The sequence below is a fragment of the Streptomyces sp. NPDC025651 genome (assembly GCF_055558735.1).
This window is the reverse complement of sequence record NZ_JBVHLZ010000002.1, coordinates 57,826-73,347: the sequence shown is the minus strand read 5'-3', so window position 1 is coordinate 73,347 and position 15,522 is coordinate 57,826. Positions and strand designations below refer to the sequence as shown.

The 15,522-nt window shown below is 73.0% G+C and carries 12 protein-coding genes and 1 pseudogene; 6 read left to right on the top strand and 7 right to left on the bottom strand.

Annotation, left to right across the window (positions count from 1 at the left end):
* Positions 1–71 precede the first annotated feature (71 nt).
* Positions 72–998 (top strand): LURP-one-related family protein, encoded by a 927-nt coding sequence (locus ACZ4D5_RS08335; protein ID WP_467771566.1) that lies wholly within the window; start codon positions 72–74, stop codon positions 996–998.
* 69 nt (positions 999–1,067) lie between these two features.
* On the opposite strand, the gene ACZ4D5_RS08330 is transcribed toward ACZ4D5_RS08335, so the two are convergent.
* Together ACZ4D5_RS08330 and ACZ4D5_RS08325 are read right to left on the bottom strand one after the other, a co-directional pair.
* Positions 1,068–2,006, bottom strand: coding sequence for a DMT family transporter (locus ACZ4D5_RS08330; protein WP_467771565.1), 939 nt, complete (start codon positions 2,004–2,006; stop codon positions 1,068–1,070).
* Positions 2,003–2,857: a phosphatase PAP2 family protein gene (locus ACZ4D5_RS08325; protein ID WP_467771564.1), complete on the bottom strand. Its 855-nt coding sequence runs from the start codon at positions 2,855–2,857 to the stop codon at positions 2,003–2,005. Before ACZ4D5_RS08325 ends, ACZ4D5_RS08330 begins: the two co-directional genes overlap by 4 nt.
* A 161-nt stretch (positions 2,858–3,018) precedes the next feature.
* Here ACZ4D5_RS08325 and ACZ4D5_RS08320 point away from each other — a divergent pair, with 161 nt between their 5' ends.
* Positions 3,019–3,603 carry a TetR/AcrR family transcriptional regulator gene (locus ACZ4D5_RS08320; protein ID WP_467771563.1) on the top strand — a complete coding sequence of 195 codons (585 nt, stop codon included), beginning with the start codon at positions 3,019–3,021 and terminating at the stop codon, positions 3,601–3,603.
* Between the two features lie 177 nt (positions 3,604–3,780).
* Here the strand turns inward: ACZ4D5_RS08320 and ACZ4D5_RS08315 are convergent, their stop codons facing one another.
* The 4 genes from ACZ4D5_RS08315 to ACZ4D5_RS08300 all read right to left on the bottom strand — a co-directional run bounded on the left by ACZ4D5_RS08315 (position 3,781) and on the right by ACZ4D5_RS08300 (position 8,433).
* Positions 3,781–4,719, bottom strand: a complete 939-nt coding sequence (locus ACZ4D5_RS08315) for a DUF2510 domain-containing protein (protein WP_467771562.1) — start codon at positions 4,717–4,719, stop codon at positions 3,781–3,783.
* A gap of 63 nt (positions 4,720–4,782) precedes the next feature.
* Complete coding sequence (locus ACZ4D5_RS08310; RefSeq protein ID WP_467771561.1) at positions 4,783–5,964, bottom strand: anhydro-N-acetylmuramic acid kinase; 1,182 nt, start codon at positions 5,962–5,964, stop codon at positions 4,783–4,785.
* A gap of 154 nt (positions 5,965–6,118) precedes the next feature.
* The gene (locus ACZ4D5_RS08305; protein WP_467771560.1) at positions 6,119–7,135 is read right to left on the bottom strand and encodes an acyl-CoA dehydrogenase family protein; all 1,017 of its coding nucleotides are present in this window, start codon (positions 7,133–7,135) and stop codon (positions 6,119–6,121) included.
* Positions 7,135–8,433 carry an acyl-CoA dehydrogenase family protein gene (locus tag ACZ4D5_RS08300; RefSeq protein WP_467771559.1) on the bottom strand — a complete coding sequence of 433 codons (1,299 nt, stop codon included), beginning with the start codon at positions 8,431–8,433 and terminating at the stop codon, positions 7,135–7,137. The genes ACZ4D5_RS08305 and ACZ4D5_RS08300 overlap by 1 nt, the downstream gene beginning before the upstream one ends.
* A gap of 154 nt (positions 8,434–8,587) precedes the next feature.
* Between ACZ4D5_RS08300 and ACZ4D5_RS08295 the strand changes: the two genes are divergently transcribed.
* The 4 genes and pseudogenes from ACZ4D5_RS08295 (at position 8,588) to ACZ4D5_RS08280 (ending at position 14,154) form a co-directional block, all read left to right on the top strand.
* Complete coding sequence (locus tag ACZ4D5_RS08295; RefSeq protein WP_467771558.1) at positions 8,588–9,370, top strand: SDR family oxidoreductase; 783 nt, start codon at positions 8,588–8,590, stop codon at positions 9,368–9,370.
* Positions 9,371–9,474: 104 nt separating this feature from the next.
* Positions 9,475–10,119, top strand: coding sequence for a TetR/AcrR family transcriptional regulator (locus tag ACZ4D5_RS08290; protein WP_467771557.1), 645 nt, complete (start codon positions 9,475–9,477; stop codon positions 10,117–10,119).
* Between the two features lie 55 nt (positions 10,120–10,174).
* The gene (locus ACZ4D5_RS08285; RefSeq protein WP_467771556.1) at positions 10,175–11,332 is read left to right on the top strand and encodes an acetyl-CoA C-acetyltransferase; all 1,158 of its coding nucleotides are present in this window, start codon (positions 10,175–10,177) and stop codon (positions 11,330–11,332) included.
* A gap of 174 nt (positions 11,333–11,506) precedes the next feature.
* A pseudogene (locus tag ACZ4D5_RS08280) lies at positions 11,507–14,154 on the top strand (ATP-binding protein).
* Between the two features lie 290 nt (positions 14,155–14,444).
* On the opposite strand, the gene ACZ4D5_RS08275 reads toward ACZ4D5_RS08280, so the two are convergent.
* Entirely contained in the window at positions 14,445–15,509 is a 1,065-nt protein-coding gene (locus ACZ4D5_RS08275; protein ID WP_467771555.1) for an NAD(P)H-dependent flavin oxidoreductase, read from the bottom strand.
* Positions 15,510–15,522 lie beyond the last annotated feature (13 nt).

Genomic DNA, 15,522 nt, shown 5'->3' with positions numbered 1-15,522 from the left:
GGATGAGTCGGACATCACAACCCCGTCAGGGACTGGCGGGCGGCCCGGACCCGGGGGGTAGGGTCACCCGGGTGACAACGCATTCGAACACTCCTGCAGGCTGGTACCCGGACCCGCACGGCGCAGCCCAGCTGCTCCGCTGGTGGGACGGCTCCCAGTGGACGGACCACACCAACCCGGCCCCGCAGGACCAGGCCGCTCAGGCCGCCCAGGCCCAGGCCCAGCAGGTCCCGCAGCAGGCGCAGGCCCCGCAGGCGCAGCCCGCGCAGGCCCAGTTCGGTCAGCCGCAGGGCCAGTTCGGCCAGCCGCAGGCCCAGCCCGCGCCGGGGTTCGACCAGGCCAAGGTGCAGCGCCAGGTGCAGCAGCAGGCCGGTGTCGCGCCCGCCGCGCAGGGCGGGGGCTCGCTGTTCACGGAGCCGGTCCTGGTCGTGAACCAGAAGGCCAAGCTGATCGAGCTGACGAACGAGTACAGCGTCATGGACCAGTCGGGCAACACGCTCGGCTCGGTCGTCCAGGTCGGCCAGAGCACGCTGAAGAAGGTCGCCCGCTTCGTCTCCAGCGTCGACCAGTTCATGACGCACAAGCTGGAGATCCGCGACGCGTACGGCCAGCCGCAGCTGATGCTGACGCGCCCCCGCAAGTTCATGAAGTCGCGGGTGATCGTCGAGCGCGCGGACGGCCAGCCGATCGGCGAGATCGTCCAGCAGAACATGATCGGCAAGATCAACTTCGCGATGATGGTGAACGGCCAGCAGGTCGGCGCGATCAAGGCGGAGAACTGGCGCGCCTGGAACTTCTCGATCGTCGACCACGCGGACAACGAGGTCGCCCGGATCACGAAGACCTGGGAGGGCCTCGCCAAGACGATGTTCACCACCGCGGACAACTACGTCCTGCAGATCCACTACCAGCTGCCCGAGCCGCTGCTCAGCCTGGTCGTGGCGACGGCGCTGACCGTTGACACGGCGCTGAAGCAGGATGCGCGGGGCTTCGGGTGACGTCTGGTGTGTGAGCGGCGCCGGTTGTCCCCTCCGTAGGGGCGACCGGCGCCGTTGTGTTTGGATGTCTCAGGCGCGCCGCAGGCCTGATGTGGCTGGTGACGCAGTTCCCCGCGCCCCTTCGGGCGCCAGGCCCTGGCCGGGGATCGAGGGCAGCAGGTCGACCTCGGGACCGACCACCACGTCACGTGGCGACCGCGTCAGGACCACCACCCCGTACGCCGCCACCATCGCGCCCGCCACCGCGAGGAGGATGCCGACGATGCCGCCCTGGAGGCGCTCGCCGAGCAGCGTCACGCCGATGACCGAGGCCGCGACGGGGTTGGAGAGCGTCACCACGGCGAGCGGCGCGCCGAGGCCGCCGCGGTAGGCGGTCTGCGAGAGCAGCAGGCCACCGGCGGCGAACGCCGCGACGAGCAGCGCCACGACCACCACCTGCGGACTGAGCAGCGGACCCGAGCGGTCCGTCACGGCGACCGTCACGGTCTGCGTGAGCGCCGAGGCGACCCCGGAGGCGAAGCCGGACGCCGTCGCGTGGCGCAGCCCGGGGCGGGTGCCGGGCCGCGAGAGCAGCCCGATGACGGCCATGGTCGCGGCGGCCACGACCAGCGCCTCCGGCACGGTCAGGGTGTCGTCGGGCGCGGGGCCCGAGGCGGTCAGGAGCAGTGCGCCGAGGCCGATGAGCGTGAGCCCGGTGCCGCGCCACTCCAGGCGCGTGACCCGGCGCCCCGCGAGGCGCGCGCCGAGCGGCACGGCGGCGACCAGGGTGAGCGCCCCCAGCGGCTGGACCAGCGTGAGCGGCCCGTACTTCAGGGCCGCCACGTGCAGCAGTGCCGCGGACGCGTTGAGCCCGACCGAGGACCACCACGCCCCGCTGCCGAGCATCCGCAGGACCCCGCTCTCGCCCTCGGTGACGCGCGAGGCGAGCCGCTCCTGGGCGACGGCCGCGGCGGCGTACGCGGCCGCGGAGACGAGGGAGAGCGCGACGGCGAGGAGGGTGGCGCTCACCGGTCGGCCCCCGAGACGGCAGGCTCCGAGGCGGCAGGCTCGCGCGCGGGCCCCGAGCGGCGCACGACCAGCGAGGCGCCGGGGCGCGGCAGCCGGATCACCGCGAGCGCGATGCCGAGCAGCGCGGTCGCCACGATCGCGTCGAGCCAGTAGTGGTTGGCGGTGCCCACCACCACGAGCAGGGTCAGCAGGGGGTGCAGCAGCCACAGCCAGCGCCAGCGCGAGGAGGTGGCGACGATCATCCCGACGGCGAGCATCAGCGCCCAGCCGAAGTGCAGGGACGGCATGGCCGCGAACTGGTTGGCCATGGTGTCGGTCGCGGGCTCGGAGGCGTACACCGAAGGCCCGTACACCTGCGCGGTGTCCACGAGGTGCGCGGCGTCCAGCATCCGCGGCGGCGCGAGCGGGAAGCCGAGGTGCAGCACGAGCGCGGCCGCGGTCAGCGCGGCGAGCACCCGGCGGGTCCAGACGTAGTGCCGCGGGCGGCGCAGATACAGCCAGACCAGGAACAGCAGCGTCGCGGGGAAGTGCACGGTCGCGTAGTAGGTGTTCGCGGCGTGGATCAACGTATCGCTGCTGAGCAGGGCGTTCTGTACGGCGCCCTCGCCGGGCAGGCGCAGCGCCCGCTCGGCGTCCCACACGCGGTGCGCGTTGTGGAAGGCCTCGCCGGTGTGGCCGTTGGCCAGTTGCCTGCCGAATTTGTAGACGAGGAAGAGTCCTGCGACGAGGAGGAGCTCGCGGACGAGGGGCGGTCGGGCAGCAGATGTGTCCGGCTTCCGGACGGCGGTGGCGTCCGGCTCCCGGACCGATATGTCCGGCTCCCGTTCGGCAGGCTCGGTTCGGGATTCCATCCCCCGGCCCCTTTGCGTGATGACTGGGTAGTGCGGTGCTGAGCGAGGGATCGCCCCACTCATCGATACGCCAGTGTACCGATACGCAGGCGTACCGGTACACTGGCGTATCGCTAGGGGTCGAGAGAGCCCGATCGGCCGCCGTACCGAGGAGAAGAGCCATGACGTCGACGTCGAGCCGCTCGAAGATCACGCCGGAGCGTGAGCAGGAGTTCTACGACGCCGTCCTCGACCAGCTCCGCGAGTGCGGCTACGAGGCCCTGACGATGGAGGGCGTGGCCGCCCGCACCCGGTGCAGCAAGTCCACGCTCTACCGCCAGTGGAAGACCAAGCCCCAGTTCGTCGCCGCCGCGCTGCGCGCCAACCGCTGCGTGCGCTTCGAAGGCATCGACACCGGCAGCCTCGCCGGGGACCTGCGCGAGGCGGCGCGGGCCGCGGGCGAGCAGTCGGGGCGGGACACGATGCTGGTCCAGGCGCTCAGCCACGCGGTCCTGCAGGACGAGGACCTGCAGCGGGTGCTGCGCGAGACGCTGGTCGAGCCGGAGCTGCGGGCCATGGCCGCGATCATGCGGCGCGGTGTCGAGCGCGGCGAGATCGCCGAGGGGCACCCGGCGGTGGAGTTCGTCACGGTGCAGCTGTTCGGCGTGGTGCGGGCCAGGCCGGTCCTGGAGGGTGCCTACGCCGACGAGGAGTATCTGACCCGCTTCGTCGAGGCCTGCGTGCTGCCCGCGCTCGGCCTCACCTGATCGTGGGCCCGGGTCTGTTGGATGACGGGACCCGGGCCTGCCCGCGCCGCACCGTGGGGACGGGGGCGGCGCGCACCCCCGGGCCGGGCGGTGTTCCTCCTGAGCGGCGAGGAACCCCGCCCGGCCCCGTGTGTCCGTACGTTCCGCGCAGTGCGTTCGTACGTTCCGCGTACCGCTCTACACGTCCTGCCCGGTGCCGCCACCGCCGGTCGGACCGGCCTTGATCCCCTTGGCGATCTGGTCCATGACGGACGGCGACGGGGCCTTGGGGTTGTCGTCGATGCCCATGCGGACGATGACGATCTTCGACTTGTCGGCGGGGGACGGGAAGGCGAGGGACTCGACGTAGCCGTCGTCGCTCTTCTGCGTGACCGCCTTCCACCGGACGTGATAGCCCTTCTGGCCCGCCACGGTGATCGGCTTCGACTCCAGCACCTTGTGCGAGGTGATCTTTCCGTAGGTCTTGCCGCCGTACCCCTGCTCGGCGTTGTCCTTGATGTCCTCCTTGGCGGCCGCCTCGGGCGTCTTGGCGTCGAGCTTGAGGCTGTAGGCCGTCATGGAGTACGCGCTGCCGCGGGTGCACTGTTCGTTGGTGTTGCCGGGGCAGGGGATCGGAGGCGTCTGCACCCCGGCGCCCTTCACCGTGGTCCCGCCCGACCAGCCGTCCGGCACGGGGATCTTGATGCCGCTCTCCGTGTCGGTGGCGAAGCCCGGGTCCTGCTCCGGGGCCTCGGGATCCCCGGGGGCGCCCGGTGACTGCTGCGGCGTCCGGGGCTCGGGGGATCCGGGGTTCCGCGGGGCGCCGGTCGACGGCTGATCACCCGCGGTCCCGCCGCCGTCACCGTCGTCGGCGGTCAGGGCGTACACGCCCCCGCCTATCCCCGCGAGGACGACGAGGACCACGCCCGTGGCGATCGCGACGCGCAGCCGGCGCCGAGGGGCGGGGGCCTGTCCGGGGTGGGCCGGAAAGGCCGGCTGGGTCGGGTACGCCGCGGTGCCCTGGGCGGCGCGCACCTGATCCGTCCACGCGTTCCCGTCCCACCAGCGCTCGGTGGGAGGACCGCCGGCGATCTGGCCGGGGTCGGGGTACCAGCCTGGGGGAGTCATCTGGGTCATGGCCGCCAGAGTATGAGCTCCGCGTGAAAGCCGGATGAGAGGGGGCCGCAGATTCGGCCCCCTCTACCGGCCGCCGTGCCCATGGCCGTTGACCACGAGACGCACCGGCCCCTGTGTCCCCGCCGCCACCTCGGGCCAGGGCGTTCCGCGCCGCCCGGGCGTGATCGAACCCAGCACGCTCGCGTGCCGCGCCCCCGTGCTCTGCGGAACGGTCCCGGGCAGCCCGTGCAGGGTGAGGAAACCGAGGACCGCGAAGGCGTACGCCTCCTTGGCCGCGGACGGCAGGCCCAGTTCGTCGGAGGTGCGCAACGGAATCCCGCCCAACTCGGCCCGCAGCGCGGCCATCAGCGCCGGATTGCGCGTCCCGCCGCCGGAGGCGACGACCTCGGAGGCCTTCACCGACCGGACGGCGTCGGCGACCGTGCGGGCGGTGAGGGCGGTGAGCGTGGCGACGACGTCCTCGGTGGACAGCTTCTCGTACCCCTGCAACGCCGTACGCAGATACGGCAGATGGAAGAGCTCCTTGCCCGTCGTCTTCGGCGCGGGGGCTCCGTAGTAGGGCTCGGCCAGCAGGCGGTCGAGCAGCCCGTCGTGGACCGTGCCGCGCGCGGCCAGCTCGCCGTCCAGGTCGTAGGCGAGGCGGCCGTCCGTCGCCTCGCTCACCGCGGCGTCGACGAGGGCGTTGGCGGGGCCCGTGTCGAAGGCGGTGCCGTCGGGGGCGGTGATGTTGGCGATGCCGCCGAGGTTCAGCGCGGCGGGGGCGCCGGGCCGACCGCGCAGCCACATCCGGTCCACCAGGCTGACCAGGGGCGCCCCCTGGCCGCCCGCCGCGATGTCACGGGGGCGGAAGTCGGCGACCACCGGCAGGCCCGTGGCCTCGGCGATCCACGCGGGCTGGCCGATCTGCAGGGTGCCGTGCACCTGACCGTCCTCCACCCAGTGGTAGACGGTCTGGCCGTGCGAGGCGACCAACTCGGCCTGTCCGTCGCACAGCTCGCGGTCCGCCTCGACCGCGGCGGCGGCGAAGGCGCGCCCGATGCGGGTGTCCAGACGGCAGACCTCCGCGAGGGTGGTGCCCGCGGGCGGCAGCGCGGCGGCGAGGGCGGCGCGCAGCCCGTCGTCGTAGCCACGGCTGATCAGCCCGAGCGGGGTGAGCGTCAGCCGGTCCCCGTCGAGGATCAGGTCGGCGGCTGCCGCGTCGATCGCGTCGTACGAGGTCCCTGACATGAGCCCGATCACGCGCACGTGGGGCCTCCTTCTCGGTCGGCTCACCAATGCGCTTGATCATCGCACCTCGTGGGCGGCGGGCGACGCGTCTTCCCGGAATGAGGCACGGGGTGCAGCCGCGCGTGAGCGGGGCCGCGGCGCGTTCCCCCGTGATTCCCCGGTCGTGGCCCGGTCATTCCCGCGCGGCGAGGACCTGCTTCCGCCACACCCCCGGATCCCCCCAGGACCCGCGCAGCGCCCGTGCCTTGGTGAGCCACAGGGACAGGTCGAACTCCGCCGTGTACCCGATCGCGCCGTGCAGCTGGAGCGCGGCACGGGCCGCCCCGTACGCGGCTTCGCACGCCGTCACCTTGGCCGCCGCGATGTCACCCGGGGCCATGGTCGTCGCGGCGCCGAGCACCAGCGGACGGGCGAACTCCAGGCGCACCAGGGCGTCCGCGAGGCGGTGCTTGACCGCCTGGAACGACCCGATCGGCACCCCGAACTGGGTGCGCTGCCTCACATACGCCACGGTCCTGTCGAGCAGCGCGAACCCGACGCCCAGCGCCTGCGCGGCCGTGGCCAGCGCGGCCCACCGGACGGCGTGCCGCGCCGCGTCGGCCACGGCGGGGCCCGAGGCGAGCAACTCCCCGCCGGGCAGCGGCGCGGCGAGGTGCCGGGCGGGATCCAGGGACCGGCGCACGCGCGCGTGCCCGGGGGCCAGCCGCAGTTCGCCGTCGGTCGCGGTGAGGACCAGGTCCGCGGTGTCCGCGTCCAGGGCGAAGGGGCCCGCGCCGGGCAGCGACGCGGGCAGCGTCAGCGTCGCGCTCGCCGCGCCCGAGGCCAGCGCGGGCAGGAACCGCTTCGCGGGCTCGCCCTCTCCCTCTCCCTCTCCCTCGCCCCGCTCGGCGAGGCGCGTCAGGAGCGCGGCGGCCGCCACCGTCTCGACCACCGGGCCCGGCACGGCGTGCCGCCCCAACTCCACGAACGCGACGGCCGTTTCGACGGGGAGCGGCCCCACCCCCTCGTACTCCTGGGGCACCGGCAGCGCGAAGACCCCCGCGTCCGCGAGCCGTGCCCACACCGCGCGGCCCGGCGCCCGGTCGCCCGCGCCCCACGCGCGCGTGGCCGCCACCGTGTCGGCCGCCGTGAGCATCGCGTCCAGCGAGCGGGTGAACTCGCGCTGCTCGTCGTCGAGGAGGAACCTCATCAGCGGCGTCCCTTCGGCAGTCCGAGCAGTCGCTCGGCGATGATGTCGCGCTGGATCTCGTTGGTGCCCGCGTAGATGGGCCCGGCGAGCGAGAAGACGTACCCTTCGGCCCAGTCGTGACCTTCGGTCCGGCCGTGGCCTTCGGCCCAGTCGTGACCTTCGGTCCGGCCGTGGCCTTCGGCCCAGTCGTGACCTTCGGTCCGGCCGTGACTTTCGGTCCGGCCGTGGCCTTCGGTCAGCTCGGCGCCGCCCGCCGCGGCGAGGTCGGTCAACTCGCCCTCCGCGCCCAGCAGATCCAGCGCCGTCTCGTGGAGCGCGATGTCGTACTCCGACCAGAACACCTTGTTGAGGCTGGACTCGGCGCCGATGCTCTCGCCGGCCGCGAAGCGTGCGGCGTTCGCCCAGGTGAACAGCTCATAAGCGCGCGCCCCGATGACGGCGTCGGCGACCCGGTCGCGCAGCGCCGAGTCGGCGGGGTCCGCGCCGTCCCGCCACTGCCGGGCCAGACGGTCCGCAGCGGCGAGGAAACGGCCGGGGGAGCGCAGGGTCAGACCGCGTTCGTTGCCCGTGGTGGACATGGCGATCCGCCATCCACGGCCCGGTTCGCCGATCACGTCCTCGTCGGGCACGAAGACGTCGTCCAGGAAGAGTTCGGCGAAGGCGGGCTTGCCGTCCAGGCGCCCGACGGGACGGACCGTCACCCCGTCCGCGTCGAGGGGGAACATCAGATACGTCAGGCCCCGGTGCGGCTTGTCCTTGTGGGTCTCGTACGGCTCGCTCCGGAACAGGCCGAACGCGCGGTCGGCGAACGCGGCCCGCGACGACCAGGTCTTCTGCCCGCTGAGCAGCCAACCGCCGTCCGTGCGGCGGGCGGTGGAGCGCAGGGACGCCAGGTCCGAGCCCGACTCCGGCTCCGACCAGGCCTGTGCCCAGACCACCTCGCCGGTCGCCATGGAGGGCAGCACCCGGGCGCGCTGCTCCTCGGTGCCGTGGTCGAAGAGGGTCGGCGCGAGCAGGTTGATGCCGTTCTGCGAGACGCGGCCCGGCGCGCCCGCCGCGTAGTACTCCTCCTCGAAGAGGAGCCACTTGACGATGTCCACGCCCCGCCCGCCGTACTCCTCGGGCCAGGACACCACCGACCAGCGGTCGGCGGCGAGTTCGCGCTCCCACTCCCGGTGGGCCGCGAAGCCCTCCTCGGTCTCCAGCGAGGGCAGCGGCGCGGCCGGCACGTGCGCGGCGAGCCATGCGCGTGCCCGCAGCCTGAACTCCTCCTCGTCGGCGGTGAAGTCGAGGTCCATCGGCGGCTCACCTCTCCACTTCTCGGTTCAACTCTCGTTCCCGGTCCGGTCCTTGACGCGCCTTCCCTAACAAGTGTTTGGTAGATTACCCTGAGGGGAGCCGACGAGTCGAGGGCTGGAAACCGGAACCGATCGAGAGCCGGGGGGACCGCGCATGGACGCACCCGCTTATGTGCAAGGGCACGACCTGCTCGCGGGGCGCACTGCCGTGATCACGGCGGCCGCCGGAGCGGGCATCGGCGGCGCCACCGCACGCCGCTTCCTGGAGGAGGGCGCACGCGTCGTCATCGGCGACGCCCATCCGCGCCGCACCAAGGAGTCCGTGGCCGCGCTCGCCGAGGAGTTCGGTGCCGACCGCGTCGACGGCATCCCGTGCGACGTCACCGACGAGGCGCAGGTGCAGGCGCTCTTCGACCTGGCGGAGCACCGCCACGGCTTCCTCGACGTCGTCGTGAACAACGCCGGCCTCGGCGGCACCGCGGAGCTCGCCGAGATGACCGACGAGCAGTGGGACAAGGTCATCGACGTCACACTGAACGGCACATTCCGCTCCACCCGTGCGGCCCTGCGCCGCCTGCGAGCCGCCGACCGCGGCGGCGTGATCGTGAACAACGCCTCGGTGCTCGGCTGGCGCGCCCAGGCGGGCCAGGCGCACTACGCCGCGGCGAAGGCCGGCGTCATGGCCCTCACCCGCTGCGCCGCGATCGAGGCGGCCCCCCACGGCATCCGGGTCAACGCGGTCTCGCCCAGCCTCGCCCTGCACCCCCACCTCGCGAAGGTCACCTCGCCCGAACTCCTCGAGGAGCTCACCGCGCGCGAGGCGTTCGGGCGGCATGCCGAGCCGTGGGAGATAGCCAACGTCATCGTCTTCCTGGCCAGCGGCTACTCCTCGTACATGACGGGGGAGACGGTCTCGGTCAGCAGTCAGCGAGCCTAGGAGGAGCGCCCCGTAAGGGGCGCGGGGAACTGCGCGATCAGCCACGAACGACCCGCAGCTTCCCACGGTGAATCCAGCGAAGCGTCGGGGCGGAGAATGGCCGTGTGTCGAAACCGAAACAGAGCACCAGTGGTCAGCCCACCGCCAGGAAGAAGCCCCCGGTGAGCCCCTCGCCCGAGCGCCGGCGCGAGCTGCTCGGCATCGCCGCCGACGTCTTCGCCGAGCAGGGGTACAACGCCACCACGGTCCGCAAGATCGCCGACGCCGCGGGCATGCTCGCCGGCAGCCTGTACTACCACTTCGACTCCAAGGAGTCGATGCTCGAAGAGATCCTCCGCACCTTCCTCACCGAGCTCTGGGACGGGTACGACTCCGTGCTCCGGGCCCAGCTCGACCCCCGCGCCACACTCGAGGCCCTCGTCACCGAGTCCTTCCGGGAGATCGACCGGCACCGCGCCGCCGTCGCGATCTACCAGAAGGAGGCCAAGCACCTGGTCGCGCAGCAGCGCTTCCAGTACCTGTCCGACTCGCAGCAGCGCTTCGAGAAGGCCTGGCTCACCACGCTGGAACGGGGCGTCGCGGAAGGCGTCTTCCGCGACGACCTGGACATCCGGCTCGCCTACCGCTTCGTGCGCGACACCGTCTGGGTCGCCGCGTCCTGGTACCGCCCCGGCGGAGGCCACAGCCCCGAGGAGATCGCCCGCCAGTACCTGTCGATGGTCCTGGACGGCATCTCCGTACGCACGTGAGCGGCCCGTAGCAGCGCGGCGCCGCACGACCGAGGAGACCGAGGAGTACACAGCCATGGCCGAGGCCTACATCGTCGAAGCGGTCCGCACCCCCGTCGGCAGGCGCAAGGGAGGGCTCTCCCAGGTCCACCCCGCCGACCTGGGAGCCCATGTCCTCAAGGCGCTCGTCGAGCGCACCGGCGTCGACCCCGCAGCCGTCGAGGACGTCGTCTTCGGCTGCCTCGACACCATCGGCCCGCAGGCCGGGGACATCGCCCGCACCTGCTGGCTGGCGGCCGGGCTCCCCGAAGAAGTGCCCGGTGTGACGGTCGACCGGCAGTGCGGATCGTCCCAGCAGGCCGTGCACTTCGCGGCGCAGGGCGTCCTGTCCGGCACCCAGGACCTCGTCGTCGCGGGCGGCACACAGAACATGTCGATGATCCCCATCGCCTTCGCGTCCCGGCAGGCCGCCGAACCCCTCGGCCTCACCGAAGGCCCCTACGCGGGCAGCGAAGGCTGGCGCGCACGCTACGGCGACCGGCCCGTCAACCAGTTCCACGGCGCCCAGTTGATCGCCGAGAAGTGGGGCATATCCCGCCGTGACATGGAGGAGTTCGCGCTCCGCTCCCACCGGCGGGCCGTCCGCGCCATCGACGAAGGCCGCTTCGACCGCGAGATCGTCACCTATGGAGACGTCACCCAGGACGAGGGCCCGCGCCGGGACACGACACAGGAGAAGATGGCAGGCCTCAAGCCCGTCCTCGACGGCGGCACGATCACCGCCGCCTGCTCCTCGCAGGTCTCCGACGGCGCGGCGGCGATGCTGATCGCGAGCGAACGCGCCGTGCGGGAGCACGGATTGACGCCCCGCGCCCGCGTCCACCACCTCTCCGTGCGCGCCGAGGACCCCATCCGGATGCTCTCCGCGCCGATTCCCGCCACGGCGTACGCCCTCAAGAAGACCGGCATGACCCTCGACGACATCGACCTCGTCGAGATCAACGAGGCGTTCGCGCCCGTGGTCCTCGCCTGGCTCAAGGAGACCGGCGCCGACCCGGACAAGGTCAACGTCAACGGCGGCGCCATCGCGCTCGGCCACCCCCTGGGCGCGACCGGCACCAAGCTGATGACGACGCTCCTGCACGAACTGGAGCGCACCGAAGGCCGGTTCGGACTCCAGACGATGTGCGAGGGCGGCGGCCAGGCGAACGTGACGATCATCGAACGCCTCTGACGGCACGAGCGGTCGCGCGCGGGGACGGTCCCGCAAGAAGGTGCCGTGCGTCCTCGAAATGGACTCTTCCTCACCCCTTGCGGGAGTACCTGCCCGGACCGGTCTCCAAGGTGGCCCCGACCCGGCTAGTCTCGACTTCTGTACGTCGATTGAGCGACCCCGGGAGGTAGCGCGATGACGCAGGGACGGCCCGGAGGGGCCGCCTGGGCCCCGCTGTGGGAGCGCGACGTCGAACTCGCCGCGGCGGCCCGGGCCGTCGAGGAGCTCTGCGCGGACTCGACGACCGCGGGCGGCCTGCTCGCCTTCAGCGGCGAGGCCGGCATCGGCAAGACGGCGCTCCTCGCCGAGGTGCGCCGCATCGCGGAGGGCCGTGCCACGGTCTGGACCGCGCGCGGCGGAGAGACGGTCACCTCCGTCCCCTTCAACGTCGTACGCCAGTTGCTGCAACCCGCACTCGTCCAGCTGACCCCCGAAGAGGCCCGCGAGTACCTCGGCGACTGGTACGACATCGCGGGCCCCGCCCTCGGCATAGCCGAGCCCGGCGGGCGCCAGGCCGACCCGCAGGGCGTGTGCGACGGTCTCGTCGAGGCCGTCTCCCGTCTCGCGCGTCTGAACTGGCCGCTCGTCCTGGTCATCGACGACGCGCACTGGGCCGACCAGGAAACCCTGCACTGGCTGGCCGCGTTCGCCCAGCGCCTGGACGAACTTCCCGTGCTCGTCGTGGTCGCCCACCGGCCCGGTGAGGCGAGCGGGGAGAGCGCGCGCCACCTCGCGTCGGTCGCCGCCACGGCCCGCTCGTTCAGCACGCTGCGCGCCCTCACCCCCGACGCCGCGGCCGGGCTGACCCGGGCCACGCTCGGGGAGCACGCCGACGCCCCGTTCTGCCGCGAGGTGTGGGCGGTCACCGGCGGCAATCCGTACGAGTCCGTCGAACTCCTCGCCAAGGTGCAGGACAGCGAGCTCGAACCGGTGGAGAGCTCCGCCGACGAGCTGCGCGCCCTCAACCGCACGGCACGCGGCCGCGGTCTGGTCGCCCGCCTCGAAGGGCTCGGCACCGACGCCACCCGCTTCGCCTGGGCCGCCGCCATCCTCGGCAGCGCCATCGACCTCGACCTGGCCGCCAAGCTCGCCGGCATGTCCCACGACAACGCCGAGCGGTGCGCGGAGCGGCTCTGCGCCGCGCGCATCCTGGCCGACGGCGACGAGGGCCTGGAGTTCGTCCACCCCCTGATCGCCACCACGGTCTACCACTCCATCCCCGCCGCCACCCGCACCGCGATGCACGGCCAGGCCGCCTCCGTCGTCACCGAATCCGGGCGCGGCGCCGCGGCCGCCTCCCGGCACCTCCTGGAAGTCCACCCGGACGACGACCCCGAGCTCGTCGAGCAGCTGCGCCAGGCCGCCGCCGAACATCTCGCGGTCGGGGCGCCCGACGCCTCCCGCCGCTGTCTGGAACGGGCCCTGCGCGAGCCGCCCCTGCCCGACATCCACGCGCGCGTGCTCTACGAACTGGGCTGCGCCACCCTGCTCACCTCACCCGTCACCACCATCGGGCACCTGCGCGACGCACTCTCCATGCGCGGCCTCGACAAGGAACTGCGCGTCGACGCCGTCTGCCGCCTCTCGCAGGCCCTCGTCCACAACGACCAGCTGGAGGAAGGCCTGCGGGCCATCGCGGAGGAGGCCGGTCGGCTCGAAGAAGGTCCCGCGCGGTTGCGTCTGCAGGCCGTGCACTTCATGTGGGAGGGCATCCACGCGGGCGAGGAGGACTCGCCGGGAAGGTCGCGGCGGCTCGCCACGCTCGCGGGACCGCTCTCCGGCCGGAACAACTCCGAGCGGGCCCTGCTGATCCTGCGCGCCTTCGACGCCATGACCCGCGGCGAGAGCGCGGAACTGGTCGTCGAGCTCTGCGACCGCGCGCTCGTCAACGGCCGCCTCGCGCCCGGGCTCGGCTGGACCGACACGGAGTGGAGCTTCGACTCCGCCTGATGCTCGGCGGGTCGTACGCCTTCTCGGACCGGCTCGACCGCGCGGAGAGCCTGTTCACCGAGGCCGTCCGTGCCTACGAGACCGCGGGGTGGAGCGGCGGGCACCTCTCGCTCTCGCACGCCTTCCTCGGCTATGTGTACCGCAGGCGTGGACGCCTCATCGACGCCGAGCGATCCCTGCGCGAGAGCCTGCGCCTGGCCGACCGCGTCGGCCAGGGCCTGCCCATGCACTGGGAGGCGGCCAGCATGCTCATCGACACGCTCCTGGCGCGCGGCCACGTCGACGAGGCGGGCGCCGTCGCCGACCAGTACGGCTTCGCGCCGCCCTCCACCTCCACGATCTACGTGCCCGACGCGCCGTCCGTCCGCGGCCGACTCCTGCTCGCCCTCGGACGCACGGAGGAGGGACTCAACGAACTGGAGGCCACCGCAAAGGCGTTGACCGCGCGCGGCCAGTACAACACCGTCCTCGCGCCGTGGGCGTACGACCTCGCCCGTGCCCTGGTCCACGAGGACCCCAAGCGGGCGGCGCACCTCGTCTCGGACGCCCGGATGCAGGCCGAGCGGTTCGGCACGGACACAGCGATCGGCGAGGCCCTGCGGTGCGCGGCGGCCCTGGAGACCGGGCAGCGCTCGGTCGAGCTGTACCGCCGCGCCGCCACGTACCTGGAGGCCTCGCCCTGCGCGTACGAACACGCCGTCGCCCGCGTCGAGTACGGCATCGCGGCGGACTCCGTACCCGAACTGGAGCGGGGCCTGGCCCTGGCACGAGCCTGCGGCGCGGACGGCTTGGTCGACCAGGCCCTGGACCACTTGGCCCTGGTCAGGCGCTGAGCGGGCCCCGGCCTTGGTTGTGGACCTTGCGAGTTGGGGCGGGGTGTGGCGCTTGTGCCTGGTCCGCAGCGCTGAGCTCCGGGGTTCGGAGCTCAGCCCCCGTGGCCTCCGGCGAGCCCGGCGTTCGTCAGTCACGCCCGACGGCCACCGCCTGGCGCGGCCCGGCCGCCGGAGTCCGGTGCCGTACGGCACAGAGCTCCGCCCCGAACTCCGGCCCCGTACGCCGGATATCGGGACCGGACACTCTCAAGCGCCGAGCGCCCGGTGGCCTCGGCGCTCGGCAGCCGTGGTCAGCCCTGCCCGGCGGGCACGGCCGCCCCCAGCCGTCCCGTGATCTCGGCCGCCTCCACCATGATCCGTTCCACCAGCTCCGCGCACGACGGCAGGTCCTCGATCAGACCCGCGACCTGTCCCGATGCCATCACCCCCACGTCCGGACGCCCGTCCACCATCGCCGACTTGAGCATCATCGGCGTGTTCGCGGCGAGCAGGACCTGGCTCCAGGTGAGGTCCTTGCCGTGCTTCATCGCGAGTCCGTCGCGTGCCATCTGGCCCCAGCCCATGCCGGACATCCTCCGGAACGCCGCCGCGTGCCGCACCGCCCGCGCCAGGGAGGCGATGCGGCCCGACGTCTCCAGGGACGCCACCAGGTCCGTGCGCAGCATCCGGTGGGGCAGCCCGTCCACGCGTGTGGTGACCGTGACGTCCTTGACGGTGGCGGCCAGATAGCGGGCCTTGACCGCGTCCGGCACCGTCGAGTCCGAGGTGAGCAGGAAACGGGTGCCCATGGCCACGCCCGCGGCGCCGAAGGCGAGCGCGGCGACCAGGCCGCGGCCGTCGTGGAAACCGCCGGCGGCGATCACCGGGATGTCCACGGCGTCGACGACCTGGGGGAGCAGGACGGTCGTGGCGACCTCGCCGGTGTGGCCGCCGCCCTCGCCGCCCTGCACGACCACCGCGTCCGCCCCCCACGCGGCGACCTTCTCGGCGTGCCGGCGCGCGCCGATCGACGGGATGACCACCACGCCCGCGTCCTTGAGCTCGGCGATCAGCTCCTTGGACGGCGCGAGCGCGAAGGACGCGACCCGCACCCCCTCGTCGACGATGATCCGGACGCGGTCGCGCGCGTCGGTGGCGTCGGCCCGCAGATTGACCCCGAAGGGCGCGTCCGTACGGGACTTGACCTCGCGCACGGCCGAGCGCAGCTGCTCGACCGTCATGGTCGCGGAGGCCAGAATGCCGAGCGCCCCGGCCTCGGCGGTCGCGGAGACGAGGCGCGGCCCCGCCACCCAGCCCATGCCGGTCTGCACGATCGGGTGCCGGACGCCGACCAGCTCGGTCAGCGCAGTCGCCATGGCGGGCACCCCG

Bases quoted from the DNA above. Each gene is read 5' to 3' on its own strand.
- ACZ4D5_RS08325 (WP_467771564.1), bottom strand. From the start codon at position 2,857: ATGGAATCCCGAACCGAGCCTGCCGAACGGGAGCCGGACATATCGGTC.
- ACZ4D5_RS08320 (WP_467771563.1), top strand. From the start codon at position 3,019: ATGACGTCGACGTCGAGCCGCTCGAAGATCACGCCGGAGCGTGAGCAG.
- ACZ4D5_RS08315 (WP_467771562.1), bottom strand. From the start codon at position 4,719: ATGACCCAGATGACTCCCCCAGGCTGGTACCCCGACCCCGGCCAGATC.
- ACZ4D5_RS08305 (WP_467771560.1), bottom strand. From the start codon at position 7,135: ATGAGGTTCCTCCTCGACGACGAGCAGCGCGAGTTCACCCGCTCGCTG.
- ACZ4D5_RS08300 (WP_467771559.1), bottom strand. From the start codon at position 8,433: ATGGACCTCGACTTCACCGCCGACGAGGAGGAGTTCAGGCTGCGGGCA.
- ACZ4D5_RS08295 (WP_467771558.1), top strand. From the start codon at position 8,588: ATGGACGCACCCGCTTATGTGCAAGGGCACGACCTGCTCGCGGGGCGC.
- ACZ4D5_RS08285 (WP_467771556.1), top strand. From the start codon at position 10,175: ATGGCCGAGGCCTACATCGTCGAAGCGGTCCGCACCCCCGTCGGCAGG.
- ACZ4D5_RS08275 (WP_467771555.1), bottom strand. From the start codon at position 15,509: ATGGCGACTGCGCTGACCGAGCTGGTCGGCGTCCGGCACCCGATCGTG.